Source organism: Micromonospora sp. DT231 (assembly GCF_049847025.1).
GTDB lineage: Bacteria > Actinomycetota > Actinomycetes > Mycobacteriales > Micromonosporaceae > Micromonospora.
Genome location: NZ_JBNCNO010000016.1, coordinates 1 through 23,829, shown reverse-complemented (window position 1 = coordinate 23,829; position 23,829 = coordinate 1). Strand labels below are relative to the sequence as shown.

17 protein-coding genes are annotated in these 23,829 nt (G+C 73.6%); 13 read left to right on the top strand and 4 right to left on the bottom strand.

Features of this window, described 5'->3' with window-relative positions:
* Positions 1 to 5: 5 nt before the first annotated feature.
* On the bottom strand, positions 6 to 929 hold the full coding sequence (locus ACPXBU_RS30105) for an RNA polymerase sigma factor (protein WP_425760779.1): 924 nt from the start codon (positions 927 to 929) through the stop codon (positions 6 to 8).
* A gap of 229 nt (positions 930 to 1,158) precedes the next feature.
* Between ACPXBU_RS30105 and ACPXBU_RS30100 the strand changes: the two genes are divergently transcribed.
* Positions 1,159 to 2,319, top strand: coding sequence for a winged helix DNA-binding domain-containing protein (locus tag ACPXBU_RS30100; RefSeq protein ID WP_425760778.1), 1,161 nt, complete (start codon positions 1,159 to 1,161; stop codon positions 2,317 to 2,319).
* Between the two features lie 14 nt (positions 2,320 to 2,333).
* A complete protein-coding gene (locus ACPXBU_RS30095) occupies positions 2,334 to 3,098 on the top strand; it encodes a YqjF family protein (RefSeq protein ID WP_425760777.1) in 765 nt (254 codons plus the stop codon).
* On the opposite strand, the gene ACPXBU_RS30090 is transcribed toward ACPXBU_RS30095, so the two are convergent.
* The gene (locus ACPXBU_RS30090) at positions 3,092 to 4,069 is read right to left on the bottom strand and encodes an aldo/keto reductase (RefSeq protein ID WP_425760776.1); all 978 of its coding nucleotides are present in this window, start codon (positions 4,067 to 4,069) and stop codon (positions 3,092 to 3,094) included. The two genes, ACPXBU_RS30095 and ACPXBU_RS30090, sit on opposite strands and share 7 nt — an antisense overlap.
* Positions 4,070 to 4,241: 172 nt before the next feature.
* On the opposite strand from ACPXBU_RS30090, the gene ACPXBU_RS30085 reads away from it, so the two are divergent.
* The 6 genes from ACPXBU_RS30085 to ACPXBU_RS30060 all read left to right on the top strand — a co-directional run bounded on the left by ACPXBU_RS30085 (position 4,242) and on the right by ACPXBU_RS30060 (position 11,941).
* Complete coding sequence (locus ACPXBU_RS30085) at positions 4,242 to 5,507, top strand: GDSL-type esterase/lipase family protein (protein ID WP_425760775.1); 1,266 nt, start codon at positions 4,242 to 4,244, stop codon at positions 5,505 to 5,507.
* A gap of 163 nt (positions 5,508 to 5,670) precedes the next feature.
* On the top strand, positions 5,671 to 6,273 hold the full coding sequence (locus ACPXBU_RS30080) for a dihydrofolate reductase family protein (RefSeq protein ID WP_425760774.1): 603 nt from the start codon (positions 5,671 to 5,673) through the stop codon (positions 6,271 to 6,273).
* A 176-nt stretch (positions 6,274 to 6,449) separates the two neighbouring features.
* On the top strand, positions 6,450 to 7,841 hold the full coding sequence (locus ACPXBU_RS30075) for a hypothetical protein (RefSeq protein ID WP_425760773.1): 1,392 nt from the start codon (positions 6,450 to 6,452) through the stop codon (positions 7,839 to 7,841).
* A gap of 58 nt (positions 7,842 to 7,899) precedes the next feature.
* Positions 7,900 to 9,126 (top strand): AAA family ATPase, encoded by a 1,227-nt coding sequence (locus ACPXBU_RS30070; protein WP_425760772.1) that lies wholly within the window; start codon positions 7,900 to 7,902, stop codon positions 9,124 to 9,126.
* Positions 9,123 to 10,355: a DUF2201 family putative metallopeptidase gene (locus ACPXBU_RS30065; RefSeq protein ID WP_425760771.1), complete on the top strand. Its 1,233-nt coding sequence runs from the start codon at positions 9,123 to 9,125 to the stop codon at positions 10,353 to 10,355. The genes ACPXBU_RS30070 and ACPXBU_RS30065 overlap by 4 nt, the downstream gene beginning before the upstream one ends.
* A gap of 170 nt (positions 10,356 to 10,525) precedes the next feature.
* Positions 10,526 to 11,941, top strand: coding sequence for a cellulase family glycosylhydrolase (locus tag ACPXBU_RS30060; RefSeq protein WP_425760770.1), 1,416 nt, complete (start codon positions 10,526 to 10,528; stop codon positions 11,939 to 11,941).
* A 127-nt stretch (positions 11,942 to 12,068) separates the two neighbouring features.
* Here the strand turns inward: ACPXBU_RS30060 and ACPXBU_RS30055 are convergent, their stop codons facing one another.
* Complete coding sequence (locus ACPXBU_RS30055; protein ID WP_425760769.1) at positions 12,069 to 12,908, bottom strand: DUF4253 domain-containing protein; 840 nt, start codon at positions 12,906 to 12,908, stop codon at positions 12,069 to 12,071.
* 154 nt (positions 12,909 to 13,062) lie between these two features.
* On the opposite strand from ACPXBU_RS30055, the gene ACPXBU_RS30050 reads away from it, so the two are divergent.
* The 5 genes from ACPXBU_RS30050 (at position 13,063) to ACPXBU_RS30030 (ending at position 20,702) form a co-directional block, all read left to right on the top strand.
* Positions 13,063 to 15,738 (top strand): glutamate--cysteine ligase, encoded by a 2,676-nt coding sequence (locus ACPXBU_RS30050; RefSeq protein ID WP_425760768.1) that lies wholly within the window; start codon positions 13,063 to 13,065, stop codon positions 15,736 to 15,738.
* A 99-nt stretch (positions 15,739 to 15,837) separates the two neighbouring features.
* Positions 15,838 to 17,616 carry an N-acetylglutaminylglutamine amidotransferase gene (locus tag ACPXBU_RS30045; RefSeq protein ID WP_393371392.1) on the top strand — a complete coding sequence of 593 codons (1,779 nt, stop codon included), beginning with the start codon at positions 15,838 to 15,840 and terminating at the stop codon, positions 17,614 to 17,616.
* Positions 17,617 to 19,458 carry a S9 family peptidase gene (locus ACPXBU_RS30040; RefSeq protein WP_425760767.1) on the top strand — a complete coding sequence of 614 codons (1,842 nt, stop codon included), beginning with the start codon at positions 17,617 to 17,619 and terminating at the stop codon, positions 19,456 to 19,458.
* Between the two features lie 61 nt (positions 19,459 to 19,519).
* Positions 19,520 to 20,074 (top strand): hypothetical protein, encoded by a 555-nt coding sequence (locus ACPXBU_RS30035; RefSeq protein WP_425760766.1) that lies wholly within the window; start codon positions 19,520 to 19,522, stop codon positions 20,072 to 20,074.
* 73 nt (positions 20,075 to 20,147) lie between these two features.
* Positions 20,148 to 20,702 carry a dihydrofolate reductase family protein gene (locus tag ACPXBU_RS30030; protein ID WP_425760765.1) on the top strand — a complete coding sequence of 185 codons (555 nt, stop codon included), beginning with the start codon at positions 20,148 to 20,150 and terminating at the stop codon, positions 20,700 to 20,702.
* 7 nt (positions 20,703 to 20,709) lie between these two features.
* Here the strand turns inward: ACPXBU_RS30030 and ACPXBU_RS30025 are convergent, their stop codons facing one another.
* Positions 20,710 to 23,742 (bottom strand): BTAD domain-containing putative transcriptional regulator, encoded by a 3,033-nt coding sequence (locus ACPXBU_RS30025; protein WP_425760764.1) that lies wholly within the window; start codon positions 23,740 to 23,742, stop codon positions 20,710 to 20,712.
* Between the last annotated feature and the right edge of the window lie 87 nt (positions 23,743 to 23,829).

Below are 23,829 nucleotides of genomic sequence, written 5' to 3'. Positions count from 1 at the left end.
TTCTTTCAGCGCAGCGCGGGCACGGGGTGGAAGAGGGTGAGCTGGCGCACCCGCCCCTCGCGCAGCACCTGCAACCACAGCGCCGAGGGCGGACAGTGCTCCGGGTCGTCCGGCGGGCTGATCAGGTCGGTCTCCCAGATCAGCACGTCGCCGCTGGCCACCACGTTGCGCAGCCGCTGGCGTACCCCGGCGGTCAGGTCGCGGTTCATGCCGGCGACCGCCAGGTCACGGCCACCGCGCGGGCCACCCGGCACGATCATCTCGGCGTGCGGCCACCAGCTCTCGCGCACGACCCGGTCGAAGTCGCCGCCCATCGCCGTGGCGATCATGTCGCGACCCTCCCGCCACCGGGACGCGCTCGCCGCGGCGACGTCGGTGTGCGCGGCGTCCGCCGCCGTGCGCAGGCCGCCGGTGAGCGCACGGCGGGCGTGGCTGAGCCGGCTGCGGACGGTGCCGACCGGGATCCCGCACACGGCCGCGATCTGCTCGTACGAGGACGCGTCGCTGAAGTAGCGCAGGAGCGTGACCAGCCGGTCCGGCTCGGACAGCCGCCCGATGGCGTGCCACACCCAGTCGCGCATCGCGCCCCGGTCCAGTGCCTCCTCCGGGGTGGGTGTGTCGGCGGGGCCGGCGAACCACTCCGGCTCGGCGACCGGGACGGCTCTGGGGCCGCGAAGCGCCGTCCGACTGTTGTTGCGGACGATGGCGCGCAACCACGGGCCGACGGCGGCCGGGTCGCGGACGTCGCCGATACGCCGCAGCGCCACCAGCATCGCGTCCTGCACCGCGTCCTCGGCGTCCGGCCCGTAGCCGAGGATGCTCAGCGCGACGGCCCGCATCTCGGCCTCGTGGCGGGCCAGCAGCGCACCGAGCGCCGCCGCGTCACCCGCCTGCGCCAGCACCACCAACTCCGTGTCACCCTGCGTCACGCGTACGTCCTCCTGCCCGTCCCATTAACGGCGGTATAGGCGGTCTGCTCGGTGCCTGTCGCCCCTACCAGCCTACGACGGGTGACGACGTCGATCTCCGGGCCGGAACCCGGACGGTCGGCGGCGGCTGCCGGAAAGTGACATACGTCGGTCGTAGCGTGGGCGGCATGACCAGACGCGCTCTCGAAGCCCCGCCCGCGGCCGGGGCCGACGTCCACGGAGGCCGCCCGTGACCGAGCTGAGCTGGGCGCAGGTGTCCGCCCGGCGGCTGGCGCGACACGGGCTCTCGGCGGCGGCCGCGCCGGACGCCGCCCCGGACGCCGCCCGCGTCGCCGACGTGGTGTCGACGATGTGCGGCGCGCACGCCCAGGTCGCCTCCGCCGCCGAGCTGTCCGTCGGGCTCCGCGTCCCGGGTGCGACTCGCGCGCTGGTGCGCCAGGCGCTCTGGCGGGACCGCACCCTGGTCAAGACCCGTGGCCCACGCGGGACTGTGCACCTGCTCGCCGCCGCCGACCTGCCGATGTGGACCGGCGCGCTGACCGCGATGCCCGTCCCCGCCTGGGAACAGAGCCGAGGGCTGTTGACTCCCGAGCAGACCGAGCAGGTCCTCGCGGCGATCGCCGATGCGTTGGCGGAGGCCGAGCTGACCACCGTCGAGCTGACCGAGGAGATCGTCGCGCGCACCGGCGCCTGGGCGGGCGAGCGGGTCATGGAGGCCTTTCAGGACCGGTGGCCCCGGTGGATGGCCGCGATGTCGGCCGCCACCAGGGGCGGGGTCATGTGTCACGGCCCGACCCGGGGACGCGCCACCACCTACACCAGCCCGGCCCGCTGGCTGCCCGGGTTCACGCCGATGCCCGGCCCGGCGGCGCTTGCCGACCTCGTCCGCCGCTACCTGCACGCGTACGGGCCGGCCACTCCGGCCCAGTTCGCCAAGTGGCTGTCGGCGACCGAGCGGTGGGCGACCGAGGCGTTCCAGTCGCTGGACCTGGCCGAGGTCACCGTCGCCGGCACGCGGGCGTGGGTGGTCGCCGGCGACACCGAGTTCCCGGACGATCCGCCGTCCGGGTTGCGGTTACTGCCCTACTTCGACGCGTACGCGGTCGGCTGCCACCCCCGTGACCGGCTCTTTCCCGGTGCCGCCGCCGAGCGGGCGCTGGCCGGAGGGCAGGCCGGCAACTTCCCGGTGCTGCTCGTCGACGGGACGGTCGCCGGGGTGTGGCACCAGCGGCGCTCCGGGCGCACGATCCGCATCACAGTCGAGCCGTTGCGGGCCCTCGGCGCGGGTCGACGCCGGGCGTTGGACGAGGAGGTCGAGCGGGTCGGCCACATTCTGGAAGGCAATCCATCGTTGACAGTCGGAACCGTGGACGTCGGCCCGCACGCCTGAGACAGGATGAGGGCGTGCACATCGAACCGGTCGACCACTCGCCCCGGCGGGCGTTTCCCTGGGCGATCCTGCGGCAGCGCTGGGAGGACCTCACCTTCCTGCACTGGGCCGTCGCCCCGGAGATCGTCGCGCCGTTGCTGCCGGCCGGCACCCGCCCAGACACGATGGACGGGGTGAGCTTCGTCGGCCTGATCGGCTTCCGGATGGTCGGGCTCGGCTTCGGCCGTGGCCCGGGTGTGCCCTATTTCGGCACCTTCGACGAGACAAACGTCCGGCTCTACTCGGTCGACGACACCGGCCGGCGGGCGGTGGTGTTCCGCTCGCTCGACGCGTCCCGCCTGGTGCCGGTGCTGGTGGCGCGGGCGACACTGCGCCTGCCGTACCTCTGGTCGTCGATGCGGTTGGACCGCGACGGCGACCGCCGCACCTACCGCTGCCGGCGACGCTGGCCCGGCCCGGCGGGTACGACGAGCCGGATGGTGGTGCGGTTGGCGGAGCCGATCGCCGACCCGACCCCCCTGGAGCACTTCGTCACCGCGCGCTGGGGCCTGCACACCCGGGCGCACGGGCGCACGCTGCACCTGCCGAACTGGCATCCGCGCTGGCCGCTGCACCGGGCCGAGCTGCTGCACCTGGACGACGAGCTGGTCGCCGCCGCCGGGTTGCCGGCACCGGTCGGCCCGCCGGTCAGCGTGCTCTACTCGCCCGGCGTCGGGGTCAGGTTCGGCCCGCCGGTGGCGGCCCGGCGGTGGGGCGCCGGGCCGCCGCAGCCTCAGTAGCGACCGCCTTCTGGCGCCGGCAGCGCGTCCAGGTCGGCCAGGTCCTCGGCGTCGAGCCGCACGTCGCCGGCGGCGCAGTTGTCCACCAGGTACTTCGGGGTCTTGGTGCCCGGGATCGGAATGACCTGGTCGCCCTGCGCGACCACCCAGGCGAGGGCGACCTGCGCGGGGCTGACCCCGGCCCGGTCGGCGATCTCCCGGACCCGGGCGACGATGGCGAGGTTGGCGCGCAGCGCGTCCTGCTGGAAACGGGGCAGGCCACGGCGGAAGTCGTCGGCGGGCAGATCGTCGAACGAGGTGAACCGGCCGGCCAGGAAACCGCGACCGAGCGGGGAGAACGGCAGGAACGCGATGCCCTGCTCGACGCAGTACGGCAGCACCTCGGTCAGCGGGTCGCGGGTCCACAGCGACAGCTCGGACTGCACCGACGCCACCTGGTGCACCGCCTGGGCCCGCGCGATCTGGGTCACCGTCACCTCGGACAGCCCGATCTGCCGTGCCTTGCCCGCCGCGACGATCTCCGCCATCGCGCCCCAGGACTCCTCGATGGGCACCTCCGGGTCGACGCGGTGCAGTTGGTAGAGGTCGACGTGGTCGGTGCCGAGCCGACGTAGGCTGTCGTCGATCGCGGCGCGGATGTGCTCGGGGCGGCCGTTGTTGCCGATCCTGGGGGAGTTGCCGGGACCGCCGGTGGGGGAGGTGGCCACCAGGCCGGCCTTCGTCGCCAGGACGGCACGCTCGCGGTGACCGCCGGCCAGCGCCCGCCCGACCAGCTCCTCGTTCGTGTACGGCCCGTACACGTCCGACGTGTCGATGAGCGTGGCGCCCAGGTCGAGTGCCTGGTGGATGACCGCGATCGACGTGTCGTCGTCGCGCGGGCCGGTGATGTCGTAGGCGTGGGTCATGCCCATGCAGCCGAGGCCGATGACGCCGACCTCGGGGCCTGCGCTGCCCAGCGTGGTGGTTCGCATGCGTCCCACGCTACGACCCGGCGCGGACGGTGCGCACCCGACGTGCCGGGGCGGCTCGGCAGGCCGTGGCGGCTCGGTAGGCCACCGTAAGCGGACGGTAAGGCGGCCGGCGCAGGGTGAAGCACATCGGCCGCGGCGAGCGGTCGTTCACCCAGCGTGAAGGGACACTCCGATGTCGACAGGTCGCCTCCTCCCCGTACTCACCGCCCTGCTCCTGCTCGCGTCGGCCGCCCCGGCGAACGCCGCGAACACCGGCCGCGACCACCCGGCCACCTGGTCGGCGGCCTGGTCGGTCACCCACCACCACCCCGTGCCGGGTAACGACTGGTTCGGCGCGAACTGGTCCGTGCCCGGCTTCGCCAACGAGTCGGTTCGGCAGGTGGTCCGGGTCAGCGCGGCCGGTTCCCTGCTCCGGATCCGGGTGTCCAACAGGTACGGCAGCCAACCACTGCGGCTGACCGGCGCCACCGTGGGACGTCCGGACGCCGGCGCGGCGGTGCGGCCCGGCACCCTGCTCCCGGTCACGTTCGACAGGCAGCGCACGACCACCGTGCCGGTCGGCGCCGAGACCACCTCCGACCCGGTGCTCCTGCCGGTACGGGCGCTGGAGGCGGTGACCGTGACGCTGTACTTCGCCGGCGCGACCGGCCCGGCCACCTACCACCAGGACGGACTCACCAGCACCTACCGCGCGACCGGTGATCACCGCTTCGACCACCGGGCCGCCGCGTTCTCCGGCGAGACCAGCCAGTCGTGGTACCACCTGGCCGGGGTGGACGTCGCCGGGTCGCCCCGTACCCGGGGCACGGTCGTGACGTTCGGTGACTCGCTGACCGACGGCTACGGCTCCACCCCGGGCACCGACAACCGTTACCCGGACCAGTTGGCCGAGCGCCTGGTCGCCGCCGGCCGCCCGCTTGCCGTGGCAAACGCCGGGATCGGCGGCAACAAGCTGCTCGCCGACTCGCCGTGCTTCGGTGAGCGGGGCGTCACCCGGCTCCGCCACGACGTGCTCGGGCAGCCGGGCGTGCGGTCGGCCGTCGTCCTGATCGGCATCAACGACATCGGTGGCGGCGGCTTTCCCGACTTCGGCTGCGGCGCCTCGCCCGTGGTGACCGCCGCGCAGCTCATCGACGGTCACCGGGCGCTGATCCGGGCCGCCCACGCCCACCGGATCACCGTCATCGGCGCCACGGTGCCGCCGATCAAGAACGCGGCCGGCTACGACACCCCGGGCAACGAGGCGGTCCGCGACGAGGTGAACACGTGGATCCGCACCAGCGGCGCGTACGACGCCGTCGTCGACCTCGACCGGATCCTCGCCGACCCGGCCGACACCGACGCCCTGCGGCCCGCGTACGACCACGGTGACCACCTGCACCTCAACGACGCCGGGGCGAGCGTCGCCGCTGCCGCCGTCGCCGCCCGGATCCGCTGAACCCGATCGCCGGTCGGGCGGCGGGTTCCGGTCGGAGCGAGGTCGAAAAAGAATCAGGGGAACGTGTCGAGAGCGGCGGCGCCGGCTTCGACCACTGGGTGAGGGCCGGGGAGAACCCGGTCCCACCTGAAGGCCGACCTGGCCCGGACCAAGGAGCGGATCGATGACGAAGGTGACGACCGGCGCGACGATGTCGTTGGACGGCTACATCGCGAACGCGTCCCACGGTGGCTTCGAGTACCTCTTCCAGTGGTACAGCAACGGCGACGTCGAGACGCCGACGGCCAACCCCGAGATGACGCTCCGGACGTCCGCGGCGAGCGCCCAGCACCTGCGGGACCTCAACGAGCGGACCGGCGTGCTGGTCGTCGGCCGGCGACTGTTCGACATGACGAAGGGGTGGGGCGGCCGGCACCCCATGGACGTGCCCGTCGTGGTCGTCACGCACAGCGTGCCGGAGGGCTGGGAGCCGGAGAACGAGTCCTTCGTGTTCGTCACCGACGGCATCGCCAGCGCCATCGACCGGGCGAAGGCGCTCGCCGGTGACAAGGAGGTCGGCGTCAACGGTGGCACCATCGCGGCCCAGGTCGTCGAGGCCGGCCTGCTCGACGAGGTGCACGTCGATCTCGTCCCGGTGGTGCTCGGCGGTGGGGTCCCCCTCTTCGCCGACCTGCGGATCGCGCCACTTCAGCTCGACGGCCCCCTGCGCGTCGTCGAGGGCAATGGCGTCACCCACCTGGCCTACCGGGTACGCCCCACGGCCTGAGCGCCTCGGGGACCGGCCCGGTCGGGTCGGTCCCCGCTCGACCTGACGCCGGGTCCGCTGCTCTCCGCGCCACCGTCGGCTCTGGCGGGAACGGGGCACCGGGCGGTATGCTCCGCCGCGATGATCACTTCCTCTCATTCCAGATTGGGGGTCCATTCCGCGAACGGTGAGTGCTGATGCATTCCCGGGCCGCGGATGCGGATCCTCGACTGTCCTTCTGGCGGCGCGTGCGCGAGTTCGCCGTGCCGCCGTCCATGATCGAGCTAGCGAGTGCTCGCCGTCAGGTCGGTGACTGGGGCGGGGCATGTGCCGCCGCGCGCGTCGATGCCGACATCAGCCTGCGCGCGGTCGCCCACCGCCACGGTCGAGACCTGGCGGCACGGCTGCGGGCCGACCTCCGTCACCTGGCCCCTGACCTGCTGCGCTGGCACCTGCCAAGGGTCGCCCCCGATGGTCTGCTACGTCCGGGCCTGACCATCTCGCTGATCCGGTACGACCCGGAGCAGCCCACCGCCGGCGCGGTGCACCTGGTGGCCCGCACTCCACCGGCCTGGGCCGACGCCGGGCAACGGATCAGCCTCGGGCTATGGGACGAGTCCCGTCGCGGGTCCGGCCCGCATCCCCACCCCGACCAGCGCTTCCGCCTCGACCTGCACCGCCACCTGTTCGACGCGCGCCGGACCGGAGAGTTGCGGGCGCGATCAGGTGCCGGCCGGGCCGGCGCCCCCGCTCCACCCGACGAGCTGGGGACGACTGTTGGCGCGCACCGGGACCGGTACGCGACCGACAGGTGGCCGGCCGAGGCGGCGCTCCTGCTCGGGGCCGAGGGTCGGACCAGCGGGGCCGTCGCGGTGCGGCTCGGCACCGGACGCCGGCTGGTCCTGCGGGTCGGCGATCGAGCGGGGGTGACCTCGGGCGGGGACGGCAGCCGGTCGGTCGGGGCGCGGGTCGGCCCGCCGGCGGGCGGGACGCGTCCGCCGGTGCTGCCCGACGCGGCGACCTGGGTACTTCCCGATCTGGCGCTGCTGCGCGCAGGCCTGATCGAGCCCGCCGGACTGCATCCCCTGGTCGCGGCGGCGCTGGTGCCCGAAGGTCAGGCGCCCACCCGCCCGGCGGCGTCGGATCCGGCCTCGGCACCACGGCTGGTGCCCTGCCGAGGCGGCCTGCATCGCGTCGGCCTGGTCGACGGGGTGCTCACCGCGCTGGACCACGGCCCGGCCGAGATCCGGCGAGAGGAACTGCTGGCCGCGCTCACCGGGACCCCGCTGCCCTGCCTGCGGGCCATCGACGAGGCGCACCGACAACCGGAGTGCCTACCCGACGTGCGGGCGCGGCTCGACCACGGCGACACCGCCGCCGCGCTGGCCACCGTCGAGGCCCTGCTCGGCCCCCAGGCGCTGCTGCGCGACGGTGCCCTGCGCGACGAACTCGAGGCCGCCGTGGAGCGGCGGCTCACCCACGGCCTGTTCCGGGCCGGACTGATCGAGGCGGGGCGTGGCCCCACCGCCGAGAAACCCCGCCGCTCGGGCGGCCGCCGCCAACGCACGCGGCACGCGACAAGCGGCTGACCGAGCACCCCTCTCCCCGGTGCGGCTCCCACCGCACCCCACGCGAACCCCAAAGGTGATGACCATGCCCACGTCCAGTCCTCAGCTCGATGTCGCCGACGACCTGCTCGCCCTGCTCGGCGCGACCACCACCGAACCCCGCACCGACACCCAGCTGTCGGCCCTGACCCTGACCGTGGCGGCCGACCTGCCCGTCCTCCTCTGGGGGGCGCCCGGCATCGGCAAGACGGCGGCCCTGACCCACCTGGCCGCAACCCTGGACCTGCCACTGACGACTGTCGTCGCCAGCGTCCACGAACCGTCCGACTTCTCCGGACTGCCGATCGTCGGCGACGATCCGGCCACCCAGGGTGTCCCGATGGCCCCGCCGGACTGGGCGGTCCGCCTGGTCCGGGCGGGTCGCGGCCTGCTGTTCCTCGACGAGTTGTCCACCGCGCCACCCGCCGTCCAGGCCGCCCTGCTGCGCCTCGTCCTGGAGCGCCGCGTCGGCGCCCTGCGGCTGCCACCCGGCGTACGGATCGTCGCCGCGGCCAATCCACGATCGTCGGCTGCCGATGGATGGGAGCTGACTCCGCCCCTGGCCAACCGCTTCGTCCACCTCCAGTGGATACACGACCACGAGGTCGTCGTACGCGGACTTGGCGGCACCTGGCCGCGTGCGGCGCTGCCCCGGCTCGACCCGGACCTGCTGCCGGAGGCCGTCGCCTTCGCCCGCCGGGCGGTGTGTGGTCTGCTGTCCGTCCGTCCGGATCTCGTGCACCGGCTGCCCACCACCGACGCCGCCCGTGGTGGGCCGTGGCCGTCGCCCCGGAGCTGGGAGATGGCGCTGCGCCTGACCGCCTTCGCGACGGCGGCGGGTGTCTCCCGTGAGGTGCTGTCGCTGCTGGTCCGGGGCACGGTCGGCGACGGCCCCGGGCTGGAGCTGCTGGCCAGCATGGATCGGATGGACCTGCCCGACCCCGAAGACCTGCTGGCTGACCCGGCTGCGGCGGCGCTGCCCGACCGGGGTGACCTGCGGCAGGCCGTGTTGGACGCCGTGGTGGCGGCGGTCCGCAACCGCCCGGAGCAGTCCCGGTGGGACGCCGCGTGGGTGCTGTTGGCGCGGGCCGTGGAGACGGGCGCTCCGGATCTGGTGGTGGTCCCCGCGACCACTCTCGCCAGCCTGCGCCGCGAGGACTGGGACGTGCCCGCCATGATCGAAGGCCTCGCCGGGGTGGTGTCGCTGTCCCGGCGAGCCGACGAGGCGGCGACCCGGATCGCGGCCGCCGCCGGGGCTCGACGATGAACGCGGGGGCCTCGACGACGTGGGACGTCGACAAGCTGTACGCCGCCCGCCTGTACGCCGCCAAGGTGCGCCCCTACCTGGCGACCGCGTTGTTCGCCCTGCACCCGGTGGAGTCGAGGCAGGTGCCGACGATGGCGGTGGACCGGTACTGGCGCTGCTACGTCTCGCCGACGTTCGTGGACCGCACCCCGCTGGAGGAACTCGCCGGGGTGTGGGTGCACGAGGTGTCGCATCTGCTGCGCGACCACCATGGCCGCGGTGACCGGGTCGCCCGGGATCGGGGGCTGAACGGTCCGGGGGAGCGGCTGCGCATGAACATCGCCGCGGACTGCGAGATCAACGACGACGTCTTCGGGGACGGGCTGACGATGCCCGAGGGCGCCGTCGAGCCGGCGTCGTTGGGGCTCGCCCCCGGGGAGCTGATGGAGGACTACCTGCGTCAGTTCGGGCTGGGTCCGCGTACCCAGGGTTTGGTCTGGTTGGACTGCGGCAGTGGCGCGGACGGGTTGGAGCGGGGGTGGGACCTGGGACCGGACGGCGCGGACGGCCTCGGCGAGCAGGAACGCGACGCGGTCCGGTTCCGGGTGGCGGAGGGCATCACCGGCCACCCGGGATCCGTGCCCCAGGGGTGGCGACGGTGGGCGGAGCAGGCATTCCACCCACCGCAGCCGTGGCGTGACCTGCTGGGGGCGGCGGTCCGCTCGGCGGCGGTGGCGGCCGGGACCGGCACGGACCACACCTACGGCCGGCCGTCCCGGCGATCCCAGGGCGTGCCAGGGGTGATTCTGCCCAGCCTGCGCCGTCGACCTCCGACGGTCTGCGTCATCGTCGACACGTCCGGGTCGGTCAGCGACGCCGAGCTGGGCAGCGCGCTGCTCGAGGTGGCGGCGATATCCCGGGCACTGGGCGGTCGACGTGATCTGGTCAGCGTGTTGCCGTGCGATGCGGCAGCACGAGTCGTGCATACGCTGTGTCGTGCGGAGGAGATCCCGCTGATCGGCGGTGGAGGCACGGATCTGCGGGCCGGCTTCGCCCGTGCGCAGCGGGTGCGGCCGGACGTCATCGTGGCGCTCACCGACGGGCAGACGCCCTGGCCGAGCGCCCGTCCGGTGGCGCGGACGGTGGTGGGCCTCTTTTCCCGCAGCCGGGCGTCGTGGAGCGAGGACGTGGACCGCGCTCCGGACACCCCACCGGAGTGGGCGCGGGTGGTGACCATCGGGCCGCACTGAGTCCGACGAGCGGTCGCCCACGGCCGACGCCCGGTCAGCGCGGCCGACGCCCGGTCAGCGGGAAAATCGGCGGGCCGACCTTGAAATGCATAGCGGATGATCGATATCGTCTGCCGCAGGCGCCGCCCCGCCCCAGGCCATCACCGTCGATCGACCGAAGCGGGTTCAGCATGCGCGCACTGAGACTTGTCACGACTCTGGCCGTCGCCGGCCTGCTCGCCGGTGCGGTGGCGACGCTCGCCACACCGGCCAGCGCGGCGACCGCCGTGTTCTCCGTGACCAACACCTGGGGCAGTGGCTACCAGGGGCAGGTCACCGTCACCAACAACACCTCCACCCAGATCAGCGGTTGGCGCGTCGAGTTCGACCTGCCGGCCGGCACGAGCATCAGCCAGTCGTGGAACGCGCAGCAGACGACCTCCGGCAGCCACCATGCCTTCAGCAACGTGTCGTGGAACGGGACGCTCGGCGCCGGCGCGTCGACCTCGTTCGGTTTCCTCGTCAACGGGTCGGGCACCCCGGTGAACTGCACGGTCAACGGCGACAGCGTGTCCTGCACCGGCGGCACACCGCCGACGACACCTCCGCCGACCACCCCGCCCCCCACGACCCCACCGCCGACCACCCCGCCCCCCACGACCCCACCGCCGACCACCCCGCCCCCGACCACCCCGCCACCGACCACCGGCACGCCCGTCGAGCGGCACGGGCAACTCCGGGTCTGCGGCACGACGATGTGCGACAGGTCCGGCGCGCGGGTGCAGTTGCGCGGCATCAGCAGCATGTGGCTCAACTGGGAGACCGCCCCGTACGCCGAGAACCTCTCCGCGCTCACCTGGATGCGGGACAACTGGAACCTCCAGGTGATCCGCGCGGCCATGGGCGTGGAGCCGGCCGGGGCGTACCTGAGTGACCCGAACAGGGCGCGGGCGCAGGTGGAGACCATCATCAACAACGCGGTCACCGCCGGGGTGTACGTGGTCGTCGACTGGCACGCGCACGAGGCGCAGAACAACAGGTCCCAGGCGGTGGCGTTCTTCGGTGACCTGGCCCGCCGCTACGGCCACCTGCCCAACGTCATCTGGGAGCCGTACAACGAGCCGTTGCAGGTGAGCTGGACAAGCGTCATCAAGCCGTACCACCAGGCGGTGGTCTCCGCGATCCGTGCCGTCGACCCGGACAACATCGTCGTGCTCGGCGCCCCGACCTGGTCGCAGGACGTGGACGTGGCGGCGGCCAGCCCGGTGACCGGCACCAACCTCATGTACACCCTGCACTTCTACTCGTGCACCCACGGCGCGTCGCTGCGGGCCAAGGCTGACGCCGCGATCCGTGCCGGACTCGCGCTCTTCGTCACCGAGTGGGGCGCCAGCAACGCCGACGGCGGCCTCGACGGCCGGTCCTGCCTGCCGGAGGCGCAGTCCTGGATCGACTGGATGAGGGCGAACGGCATCTCCTGGACGGCGTGGAAGCTCGACGTCGGCACCGACACCACGAACCTGCTCAGCCCCGGCGCGCCGGTGACCGGCGGGTGGAGCAACTACCTGCACGGCCACGCGCCGTTCGTGGTGGCCAACATGAGGTGATCCCCGGCCGATCCTCGGCCTTGCGCACCTCAAGATCAGTGATGTCGGGGTGTCCGGGTCAACGGGACACCCCGACATCGCCGATCCGGTGCCGAGCACGCAGGGACGACGCCACTCGGACGACCCGTCACGGGCGGTCGTGCAGGAACCACGCGTCACTGCCGGCCACGGCAAGAGCCATCTGCCACTGCTCGTACTGCAGGCTGCCGCCGACGGCCAGGAGCTGTCCGGCCAGCTCCCACGCCTGTTGGCCGGGCCTCGGTGGACGGTCGACGACGAACTGCAGCATCGTCCCCCACGCTGCCACGAGCCCGGCCCCCCAACGCTGGTCCCACTCGCGCATCGCCGCCGCCCAGGCCGCGTTCCGGTCGTCGCTGCCCGCCCCGTGGTAGCCGACCCAGGCCGGCGCCAGCCACTGCGACGCCGTGGGTAGCAGCACCAGCTGCACCCGATCCCAGGTGTGCCAGCTCCCCACTCCCGCCAGATTCTCGTGGTAGCGAGCGGCACGCGCGGCGAGGGACGGGTCCGCCAGCAGGGCGTCGTAGGTCCACCGGTCCAGCGCCGCCGCGGTGATCACGTCCCCGAGCTGATCGAGGGCCGTTGCCACGAATTCGTCACCCGGCGCTGCCCGCACGCTGTACTCGACGCGCTTCCGGTCCAACGGCTCGTCGTCGACGTACCGCCGATAGACCGACCACGGATCGACGGTGCGCGACGCCCGGTCCAGCTCGTCGATCTCGGCGGCTTCGGGCTCGTGGTCCAGGTCGCCGGGCAGGGTGAACACCGGCCATCGCCCGGTGACCGGTAGCACCGAGTGGGCAGCCTGCCAGGCCTCCCGCAACCGCGTCGGGTCGACGTCGCCGATGAGAATGGTGTCTCCCAGGCCCTCCTCGACCGGATGGCCCGCAAGCGCCGTGCCCCGTAACGCCGTCGCGATCAGCCGGGTGGTGGTCATCAGCTCGGTCACGGCAGGGACAGTAGCGCCGTGGGCCGACAACCCGGTGAGTCGCGGCCCTGGGGAGAACGGTCCGCCACCTTAACGCACCGGAAACACGCCCGGTACCAAACCTGGGAACGCTCGTCGGACAGCCACGACCACCGACACGTGAACCGGGGTGACCATGGCCGACAACACCACGAACGCGCCGACGTTCGACGGGCCGATCAGCCGGTCCGGCAACGGCAACGGCCGGGCAGTGCCCACGCCGCGCGCCAACCCGGCCGCGACAATCGACGACGGCGACCCGGCGGATCTCGCCACGATCGGTGTGGAGGAGGAGTTCCACGTCGTCGACCTGCACACCCGGGAGCTGGTGCCCCGGGCGGGGGAGTTGCTCGACCGGCTGCCGGCCGACTCGTTCACCGCGGAGTTGCACCGCAGCGTGGTGGAGACCAACACCGCGGTCTGCCGCACCCTTGACGAGATCCGCGCCGAGCTGACCCGGCTGCGCCAGCTTGCCGTCCAGGTCGCCGACCGGGCCGGGCTGGGCATCGTGGCGGCCGGCACGGTGCCGTTGCGCGCCGACGGCGACCCGAGCGTCACTCCCACCTCCCGTTACCGACGGATGCTCGACGAGTACCAACTGCTCGCGCGGGAGCAGCTCATCTGCGGTGCGCAGGTGCACGTCGGGGTGTCCGACCGGGACCTGGCCGTCGCGGTCACCCGTCGGGTGCAGCCGTGGCTGCCGGTGCTGCTCGCCCTGTCGACGAGCTCGCCGTACTGGATGGGTCAGGACAGCGGCTACGCGAGCGTCCGGTCGCTGGTCTGGCAGCGCTGGCCCACGGCCGGCGACCCGGGCGAGGTGACCAGCGCGGCAGATCATGAGGCGCTGGTGGCCGAGCTGATCTCGTCCGGCACGATCACCGACCCTGCCATGATCTACTTCGATGTCCGGCCGTCGGCGCACGTGCCCACAGTGGAACTGCGGATCACCGACGCCAACGCCGACGTGGAGACCATCGTCCTGCTCACCGGGCTGTTCCGGGGGTTGGTCCGGCGGGAGGTCGCCGCCCTGCGCGCCGGGGTGGAGCGCACCGCCGTGCGGCCCCCGGTGCTGCGCGCCGCCGTGTGGCGGGCGGCCCGCTCCGGGCTGGAGGGCGACCTGCTCGACCTGCCCCGCTCGGCCCGGCCGGTACCGGCCGCCGAGGCGGTCCGCCGCCTGGTGACCGACCTGCGCCCCCAGTTGGAGGCGACAGGTGACTGGGAGCAGGTCCGGGAGCTGACCCGGCACGCCCTGGAGCGCGGCAGCTCCGCCGCGCGGCAGCGTCGGGCGTACGAGCGTCGTGGCCGGCTGGCCGACGTCGTGGACCTGCTCCTCGACGAGACCCGGGGTCGGGTCCGCGAGGCGCTGCCGGGTGCGCACACACCGCCGGAGTTGCCCACGTACGCCGATGCCGGCGACGAGGTCTTCGGACCGGCCGGACCGGAGCCGGCGTACGTCCCGATCCTGGCGACCCTGCGCCACCTCGGTGCCGGCGCCCTCCGGCAACGCGAGCACGACCGGGACGAGGAGCAGCGCGCGCGGGGCGTGACGTTCAGCGTGGCCGGTGAGGCGAGCACCCGGCTCTTCCCTGTCGACCTGGTGCCCCGCGTGGTGCCGGCGGCCGACTGGCGGACCCTGCGCACCGGCCTGGTGCAGCGCGCCCACGCCCTGGACGCGTTCCTGCGGGACGTCTACGGCGACCGGGCGGTGGTGGCCGACGGTGTGGTGCCGGCGTGGGTGGTGGAGTCCTCACCCGGGCTGCGCCCGACCGGCGCGCTGATGGGCCGGCGCGGCACCCGCGCCCAGGTGTCCGGGACCGACCTCGTCCGCGACCCGGACGGCGGCTGGTACGTCCTGGAGGACAACCTGCGGGTGCCCTCCGGGATCGGCTACGCGGTGCAGAACCGCCGGCTGACCCAGGCGGTGCTCCCGGAGCTGCCGGTGCCCGACGACCTGCTGCCCGCCGACGAGACGCCGGCGATGCTGTACCGGGCGCTGATCGCCGCCGCGCCCGCCGCCGCCGACGATCCCGCCGTGGTGGTGCTCAGCAGCGGCCCGGGTGACCCGGCGTGGTTCGAGCACCGGTTGCTCGCCGACGAGATGGCGGTGCCGCTGACCGAGACCAGCGACCTGCTGGTGGAGGAGGGGCGGGTCTGGCTGGTCCGTGCCGGCACCCGCAGCCGGGTCGACGTGATCTACCTGCGGATGGACGAGGAGGCGCTGTTGCACGCGCCCGGCGCCGACGGGGTGCCGCTGGGCTGGCCGTTGCTCGCCGCGGTGCACGCCGGGCGGCTCACGCTCGCCAACGCGCTGGGCAACGGCGTCGGCGACGACAAGGCGCTGTACGCGTACGTGCCCCGACTCATCGAGTACTACCTGGGTGAGAAGCCCCTGCTGGGGGATGTGCCGACGTACCTGTGCGGGCTGCCCGAGCAGCGGGCCGAGGTGCTGGACCGGCTCGACGAGTTGGTGCTCAAGCCCGTCGACGGGTACGGCGGCGACCGCGTGGTGATCGGCCCGCGGGCCGAGGCGGAGGAGCTGGACGCCGTCCGGGAGCAGATCCTCGCCGCCCCGCACCGGTGGATCGCCCAGGAGATGGTCTCGCTCACCACCCACCCGGTCTTCGACGGCACGGCTCTCGCCCCCCGCCACGTCGACCTGCGGGCCTTCGTGTTCCTCGGCGAGCGGGCCGAGGTCGCGCCGGTGGCGCTGACCCGGGTGGCGCCCGCCGGCAGCATGATCGTCAACTCGTCGCGAGGCGGTGGGTCGAAGGACACCTGGCTGCTCGGTGGAACCGAGCAGAATTCGGTGTAACGCACGGTTGACCTTTCCGTCATCGGTACGCAACCCGGCCCGCCAAACCTGGACCGGTCAGCGGCCCGAGCGGATCCGAGCCGATGAGAGGTGAGTGCCATGTGCGGTATCGGAGGCGAGTTACGCCTCGACGGGGCGCCATCGGACCTGGCCGCCGTCGAGCGGATGCTCCCCGCCCTGAACGCCCGAGGCCCGGACGGTGAGGGGCGGTGGCAGCACGGCCCGGTGGCCCTGGTGCACCGCCGGTTGCGCATCATCGACCTCTCCGACGCCGGCGCCCAGCCGATGGTCGACCCCGAGCTGGGCCTGGCGATGGTCTTCAACGGCTGCATCTACAACTACCGGGAGCTGCGCGACGAGCTGATCGGCCTCGGCTACTCCTTCCGGTCGACCTCCGACACCGAGGTGATCCTCAAGGCGTACCACAGGTGGGGGACGGCCTGCGTCGAACGGTTCTTCGGGATGTTCGCGTTCGCCCTGGTCGAGCTGGCCACGCACACCCTCGTGCTGGCCCGTGACCGGCTCGGCATCAAGCCGCTCTACCTGGCCGAGGGGCCGGGCCGGGTCCGCTTCGCCTCGACCCTGCCGGCGCTGCTCGCCGCCGGTGACGTGGACACCGACCTCGACCCGGTGGCCCTGCACCACTACATGACCTTCCACTCGGTGGTGCCCCCGCCGCGCACGATCCTCGCCGGGGTCCGCAAGCTCCCACCGGCCACCGTACGGGTGATCACCGCGGACGGCCGGAGCACCGACACGCTCTACTGGCAGCCGGAGTTCAACCGTGCCGCGGCCGACCCGATGTCCGCCGAGGAGTGGCAGGAGCGACTCATGGCGGCGTTGCGCACCGCCGTACGCCGACGGATGGTCGCCGACGTGCCGGTCGGGGTGCTGCTCTCCGGCGGGCTCGACTCCAGCCTGATCGTCGCGCTGCTGGCCGAGCAGGGCCAGACCGGGCTGGCCACCTTCAGCATCGGGTTCGAGGCGGCGGCGGGGGAGAGCGGCGACGAGTTCCACTACTCCGACCTGGTGGCCCGCCACTTCGACACCGACCACCAGCAGATCCGCATCGGCGCCAGCCGGTTCGTCCCCGCCGTGCACGACGCCATCGCGGCCATGAGCGAGCCGATGGTCAGCCACGACTGCGTCGCGTTCCACCTGCTCTCCGAGGAGGTCTCGCAGCGCATCACGGTGGTGCAGTCCGGGCAGGGCGCCGACGAGATCCTGGCCGGCTACGACTGGTACCCGCCGATGGCGAACGTGGCCCGCGCGGACGCCGTCGAGGCGTACGCCCGGGTGTTCTTCGACCGTCGGCACGACGCGCTCGCCGGGCACCTGGCGCCCGAGTGGATGCTCGACCACGACGCCAGCCTGGAGTTCGTCGCCGCCCACTTCGGCGCGCCCGGCGCGGACACCGCGCTGGACGCGGCGCTGCGCCAGGACAGCCTGGTGATGCTCGTCGACGACCCGGTCAAACGGGTCGACAACATGACGATGGCCTGGGGGTTGGAGGCCCGCGTGCCGTTCCTCGACCACGAGGTGGTCGAGCTGGCCGCCGCCTGCCCACCCGCGCTGAAGCTGGCCCAGGGTGGCAAGGGCGTGCTCAAGGCGGCGAGCCGGGGCATCGTCCCGGACGAGGTGATCGACCGGCCGAAGGGCTACTTCCCGGTGCCCGCCATCCGGCACCTCTCCGGCCCACTGCTCGACGACGTCCGGGACGCGCTGACCGCCCAGCCGGCGCGCGAGCGGGGCCTGTTCCGCAAGGACTACCTGGAGGAGTTGCTGGACGCGCCAAACGCCCGGCGGACCACGCTGGGCTCCAACGCGCTCTGGCAGCTCGGGCTGCTGGAGCTCTGGTTGCAGCGGATCGGGGTTTAGATGATCGTTCGGACCGAGGTGCCGCGTACCGTCCTGCGGACCCGACCCGCCAGCCCTCGGCCGGCGCTGCCGGTGCCCGTGGGCGAGGACTACCGTCCGGCGCCGTCGCCGGACGGCCGCCGGGTGGCGTACCTCTCCGACCAGGGCGGCAGCCCGCGCGTCTGGGTTCGCGACGTCGACGCCGCCGAGGCCGTCGCGCTGCCCACCGGCGACGAGCCGGTGCTGGCGCTGAGCTGGTCCCCGGACGGGCGGTGGCTGGCCTGCGTCGTCGCCCCCGGTGGCGCGCCCCGCACCGAGCTGTGGGTGCTGCGCCCGGACGGCTCACGACGCCGGCAGGTCGCCGGGTTCGGCAGGCGCAGCGCCGCGCTGGCCGGTTGGCTGCCCGACGGCGCGGTCCTGATGGTCACCGAGACCGACGAGCAGGGCCGGGCCGTCCTGGTCGACGCGGGCACCGGGCACCGGCGGGTCCTCGCCGAGGGTGATCTGCTCACGCTCCTGGACGTGACCCCGGACGCCGGCGCGGCGCTGCTGCGCCGGGGCCCCCGCAACGCCCGGTGGCTGGAGCTGCTCGACGTGGCGACGGGCGTCCGGCGGCGGTTGTTGCCGGACACCGGTCGGGGCAGCACCGACCAGGGCTGGTTCGGCCCGGACGGCACGACGGTGCTGGCCCGCACGGACGCGTTCTCGGAGTTGGCCGCGCTGGTACGTGTCGACCTGAGCCGACCGGAGCGGACGCCGACGCGGCTCGCCGGGCGACCGGACGCCGAATTGGAGCAGGTGGCGCCGAGCGCGGACGGGCGTCGCGCCGCGCTGCTGTGGAACACCTACGGCGGGCGCAGCGAGCTGAGCCTGCTCGACCTCACCGACGGCGTGCAGCGGGCCGTCACCGCCCCCGGGGAGGTGTGCGACGACGCCGTCTTCGCCGCCGGTGGCGACCTGCTCTGCCTGACCGCGCAGGGGCCGGTGCAGCCCCGGGAGGTCTGGCTCGTCGACCCACCGACCGGCGGGCTGCGCCCGCTGCGACCGGGCACCACGGCCACCGCCACGACCGGCGGCGTCGCGCCCCAACTTGTCGACCTGCGCGCCCCGGACGGGTTGCCGCTCTCCGGCTGGCTCTACCGCCCGGCCGGGCCGGGCCCCTGGCCGACCGCGATCAGCCTGCACGGCGGCCCGGAGGCGCAGGAACGCCCCGGCTACAACCCGCTGTTCCAGGCCCTCGTGGCGCAGGGTGTCGCGGTGTTCGCGCCGAACGTCCGCGGGTCTTCCGGGTTCGGCCGCTCCTTCGTCGCCGCCGACAACCTCGCCGGCCGCTACGGTGCGATCGCCGACGTCGCGGCCTGCGCCGAGTACCTCGTCGACGCCGGTGTCGCCCGGCCCGGTCAGCTCGGCTGTCTGGGCCGTTCCTACGGCGGTTACCTCGTCCTCGCGGTGCTCGTGAACTTCCCCGGGCTGTTCGCCGCCGGGGTCGCCGAGTGCGGCATCTCCGACTTCCACACCTTCTACGCCGGCACCGAGCCGTGGATCGCCGCCGCCGCCGTCAGCAAGTACGGCGACCCGCAGCGGGACGCGGAGCTGCTGCGTGACCTGTCGCCGCTGACCCATATCGACCGGCTGGACGTACCGGTGCTGCTCATCCACGGCGCGAACGACACGAACGTGCCGGCCGGCGAGTCGGCGCAGGTGGCGCGGGCCCTCGCCGCCCGGGACGTGCCGCACGGGCACCTGGTGCTCACCGGCGAGGGGCACGACTTCCTGGCGCGGGCCAACCAGGAGGCGGCCCGTACGGCCACCACCGCCTGGCTGACCCGGCACCTCGCCGCGACCACGGCCACCGTCGGCTGAGCTGACCCTGGCACCTCGCCGCGACCGTGGCCACCGTCGGCCGAGGCGTTATCCTGCGCCGGTGGAGGTCACGACGCAGGGCGAGCCGTTGGCCGCGGACCTGGGTCGCTGGTTGGCCGAGCTGACCTTCGTCGACCTGGACACCGACGCGGTCACCGCCCGGGTGATCGACGCGGTGGTGCGGTGGGCCGAGGCGCAGGGCTGGCGGGTCTACCGGCGGGCGCCGAGCGTGTTGCCGTTGCCACCGCCGATGGAGCAGCGGCACTCGGTCCTCGACGTGGCGTGTGCCCGCCCGGACGGCCCGCCGGTCGTGGTGGAGGTCGACCACACCGACCGGGCCCGTACGGTGCAGAAGCTGCGTGCCGAGGCGGACGCCGGTCGCATCCCACTCTGGGTGCGGTGGGGTGTCGGGCGGTTCACCGCGCCGCCGCCACCGGTGCGGATGGTGACCGTCGAGGTGACCCGGCGGGCCGGGCCCGCCGGGCGCGGGCGGTTGCACAGCCGCACCGGGGACCTCCCCGCGCCGGCGCACTCGACGGGCGGTGGCACGGCGGCCGCGCAGGCGCTGCCCATCCCCCTGACCGACCCGGCCACGGGCGACGGTAAGGGCGTCTGAAGCGAACCGTAAGTGGGGGCCGGCAGAGTTCTGGGTGTCACCGGAGAACACGACGAAAACCCAGGAGATTCCGATGCGCAAGCTCATCAACTCGACCTACCTCACCCTCGACGGCGTCATCGAGAACCCGATGTGGACCATGCCGTACTTCGACGAGGAGGCCGCCAGCCTCGCCGGGGCGCAGACCGCCGAGGCCGACGCGATGCTGATGGGTCGGGCCACCTACGACGGCTTCTCCGCCGCCTGGCCGAACATGGACGAGAGCGACCCGACCACGGGCGCGGCGTTCTTCAACAACGTCAAGAAGTACGTCGCCTCGACCACCCTGACCGACCCCACCTGGAAGAACACCGAGGTGCTCCAGGGCGACCTGGTCGAGGCGGTCACCGCGCTCAAGGCCCAGGAGGGCAAGAACATCATCCAGTACGGCTTCGGTTCGGTCACCGCCGAACTGATCAAGGCGGGCCTGGTGGACGAGGTCCGGTTCTGGATCCACCCCGTGCTGCAGGGTGGCGCCAACGTGACGGCGGCGCTCACCGATTTCAAGGCCTCGTTCGACCTGGTCGACACCCGGGTGCACAAGAGCGGCGTGATCGTCGCCTCGTACGCGCCGAAAGCGACCGCCTGAGCGTCGGTCAGAGCTGAGCCCGGGCCTCGCCCGGGCTCAGCTTCGCGCCCTCGGCGAGCAGCGCGTCGAACCGTTCCGCCCCGAGTTCGGCCCGCAGTCGCGCGGTCGTCCGGTCGGTGTCGTCGCGTTCGGCCGGCGCGGCGGGGGACCGCGTGGCGAGTCGGGCGGCGGCCGCGGCGCCCAGCAGTCGGGCGGCCACCTCGGGGGAGCGCACCGCCGACGCCATTCCCTCCAGCGGGCCGACCGCGTCACGCATCGTCGCCATCGCCTCGGCGGCCTCGAACGCCTCGACGTGCAGGGGCAACGCCGCGTCCGGGTCGCCACCCTGCTCGACCGCGTAGCCCAGCTCCACCAGGACCATCGGCAGATAGAGCGCGGGTTGGCTCTCGCCCCGGCCCAGGTCGGCGAGACGGGTGAGGTGGGTGACGGCCAGGTCGAGCTTGCCGTCGCGGCGGGCGGCCAACCCGAGGCTCATCTCCGCGAAGATCAGCGCACCGGGAGAGCCCTGCTCCACCGCCAGGTCGTACGCGCGTTCGGCGAGTTCCCGGCCCTGGGAGTAGTCGCGGGTCTGCACGGCGAGCCAGGCCAACCAGGACAGTTCCGCGCAGACCTGCGGCCAGAGCGCCAACTCCTCGGCCCAGCGCAGCCCCTCCCGGTGCAGCGCGACGGCGCGCTCGTGCTCGCCGCGCATGTCGGCGAGCCCACCCACCCACTCGGTCGCCCGAAGCCGTCCCCACCGGTCGCCGAGGTCGGCGAAGATCGCCGCGCTGCGGGTCGCGGTGCGCTCCAGGGTGGCCTGGTCACCGTTGGCGTGCGCGAGGTGAGCCCGGGAGGTGAGCACCGCCGCCTCGGTCCAGGCGTCGACGACGTTCGTGGGCAGCAGCTCCGCGGCCAGGGCCAGGTCACCGTGCTCGATCACGGAGTTGGCCGCGAACCAGGCGGCGTGGCCGTCCGGGTCGACAGCCACCGCGGCGCGTACGTCGTCAGGTGCGACCGCCTCGCCCTGCGACAGGGCGAAGCCGACCCGCCAGGGCGCCGCGCGGGTCTCCTGTCCCGGGTCACCGGGCACGGCCAGGGCCTGCCGCGCCTCGGTGAGCCGGCCGCGCAGATACCAGTACCAGCTCAACGCGACGGCCAACCGCAGCCCGCCACCGTTGACGAGCGCCGACCGCAGGTTCGCCGTCTCCGCGTCCAGCAGCGCCAGCCATCGCTGCTGGTCGGCGCCGCGCAGCTCGGGGTCGGCGCGTTCGGCCAGCTCCGTGAAGTAGGTGGCGTGTCGCGCGCGTACCTCGTCGGCGTCGGTCAGCCGGCCCAGGCCGAACGCGGCCACCGATTCGAGCAGCCGGTAGCGCGGCTCGGCGCCGGAGTCGTCGAGCACCACGAGCGACCGGTCCACCAGCCGGGCGAGGGTGTCCAGGTCGGTGCGGCAGACGTGCTCGGCGGCCTCCGGGGTGCAGCCGTCGGGGAACACCGCCAACCGGGCCAGCACCTCCCGGTCGGCCGGGTCGAGGAGGTCCCAGCTCCAGCCGATCACCGCGGTGAGTGTCCGCTGCCGGGTCGGCACGTCCCGTTGCGCGGTGGTGAGCAACCGGAAACGGTCGTCGAGCCGGTCCACCACGCCCCGCACACCGAGGGCGCGGACCCGGGTCGCGGCCAACTCCAGGGCCAGCGGCAACCCGTCGAGGCGGCGGCAGAGCTGCGCCACCGCCGGCGCGGTCTGCTCGTCGAGCCGGAAGCCGCGCTGTTGCGCGGCGGCGCGGGCGGCGAACAACCGGGCCGCCGCCGAGCGCCGGACCGCGTCCAGGTCACCGTCGGCCGGCACGGGCAGCGGGGGTACGTCCCAGAGCAGCTCGCCGGTCAACCCGAGCGGCTCCCTGCTGGTGGCCAGCACGCTCACCCCGGGCACGTCGCGCAGCAGTCGGGCGACCAGGTCGGCGGCCGGCTCGATCACGTGTTCGCAGTTGTCAAGTACGAGGAGCAGGTGCCGGTGTCGCAGGGCCGTGACCAGGCGGTCGCTGGCCGACAGGCTCGTGCCGGCGACCTCGTGGGCACCCAGCACCGCGAGCACCTGCTCGGCGACGCGCGGCTCGCCGGCCGACAGCGGGGCCAGCTCCACAAGTTGGACGCCGTCCGGAAAGGACTGGGTGCGCGCGGTCTCGGTGGCCAGTCGGGTCTTGCCGACCCCACCCGGCCCGACAAGTGTGACGAGCCGTTGCCGGGGCAGCAGCGCCCGCAGCTCGGCCAGCGCCTCGGCCCTGCCGACCAGTTCGTCGAGTTGGGCCGGCAGGCTGTTGCGGATGAGCGCGGCCTTCGGCGGTGCGCTCAGGCCGGCGTCCTGGTCGAGGATCCGGCGGTGCAGGGCGACCAGCTCCGGTCCCGGGTCGAGGCCCAACTCCTCGGCGAGCCGCTCGCGCAGGTCGGCGTAGCTGTCCAACGCCTCGGACTGGCGGCCGGCCGCGTACAGCGCGCGGAGCTGCACGGCCCGCAGACCCTCGCGCAGCGGATGCCGGGCGACCAACTCGGCGAGGTCGGCCGCGACCAGGTCGTGTTCACCACGGGCCAGTCGGGCCTCGGCCAGCCGTTCGTGCACGGCGAGGCGCTGCTCGGTGAGACGGGTCGCCTCGGCGCGGACGAACTCGGCGTCGGCCACATCGGCGTACGCCTCGCCGCGCCACAGCCCGAGCGCCTCGGTCAACCGGTCGGCGTCGTTGCTGCGGGCCAACTCGGCGAACCTGTCGGCGTCGACGGTGGCGGTGCGCAGCAGGTAGCCGGGGGGCCGGGACTCGACCAACTCGCGGGCGCCCGGCTCGGCGTCGTTGAGCGCCTTGCGTAACTGGGACACCCGCACCTGAAGGGCGCCCAGGGGGTTGGCCGGGGAGTCCTCACCCCACAGGTCGTCGACGAGGCGGTCCGCCGAGACGACCTGGTTGCGGTTGGCCAGCAGGTCGGCCAACAACGCGCGCACCTTCGCGCCGGGCACCACCACCGGCTCGCCGTCGTCGGTGGACACGGCGAGCGGCCCGAGCACCCCGAACTGCACGGCGGTCAGCCTAGACGAGTAAGTCCGAAGTCTGGTCAGTGGTCGTAGGCGATCAGGGACCTGGTCACGGGTTGGCCGGTGGTCCGG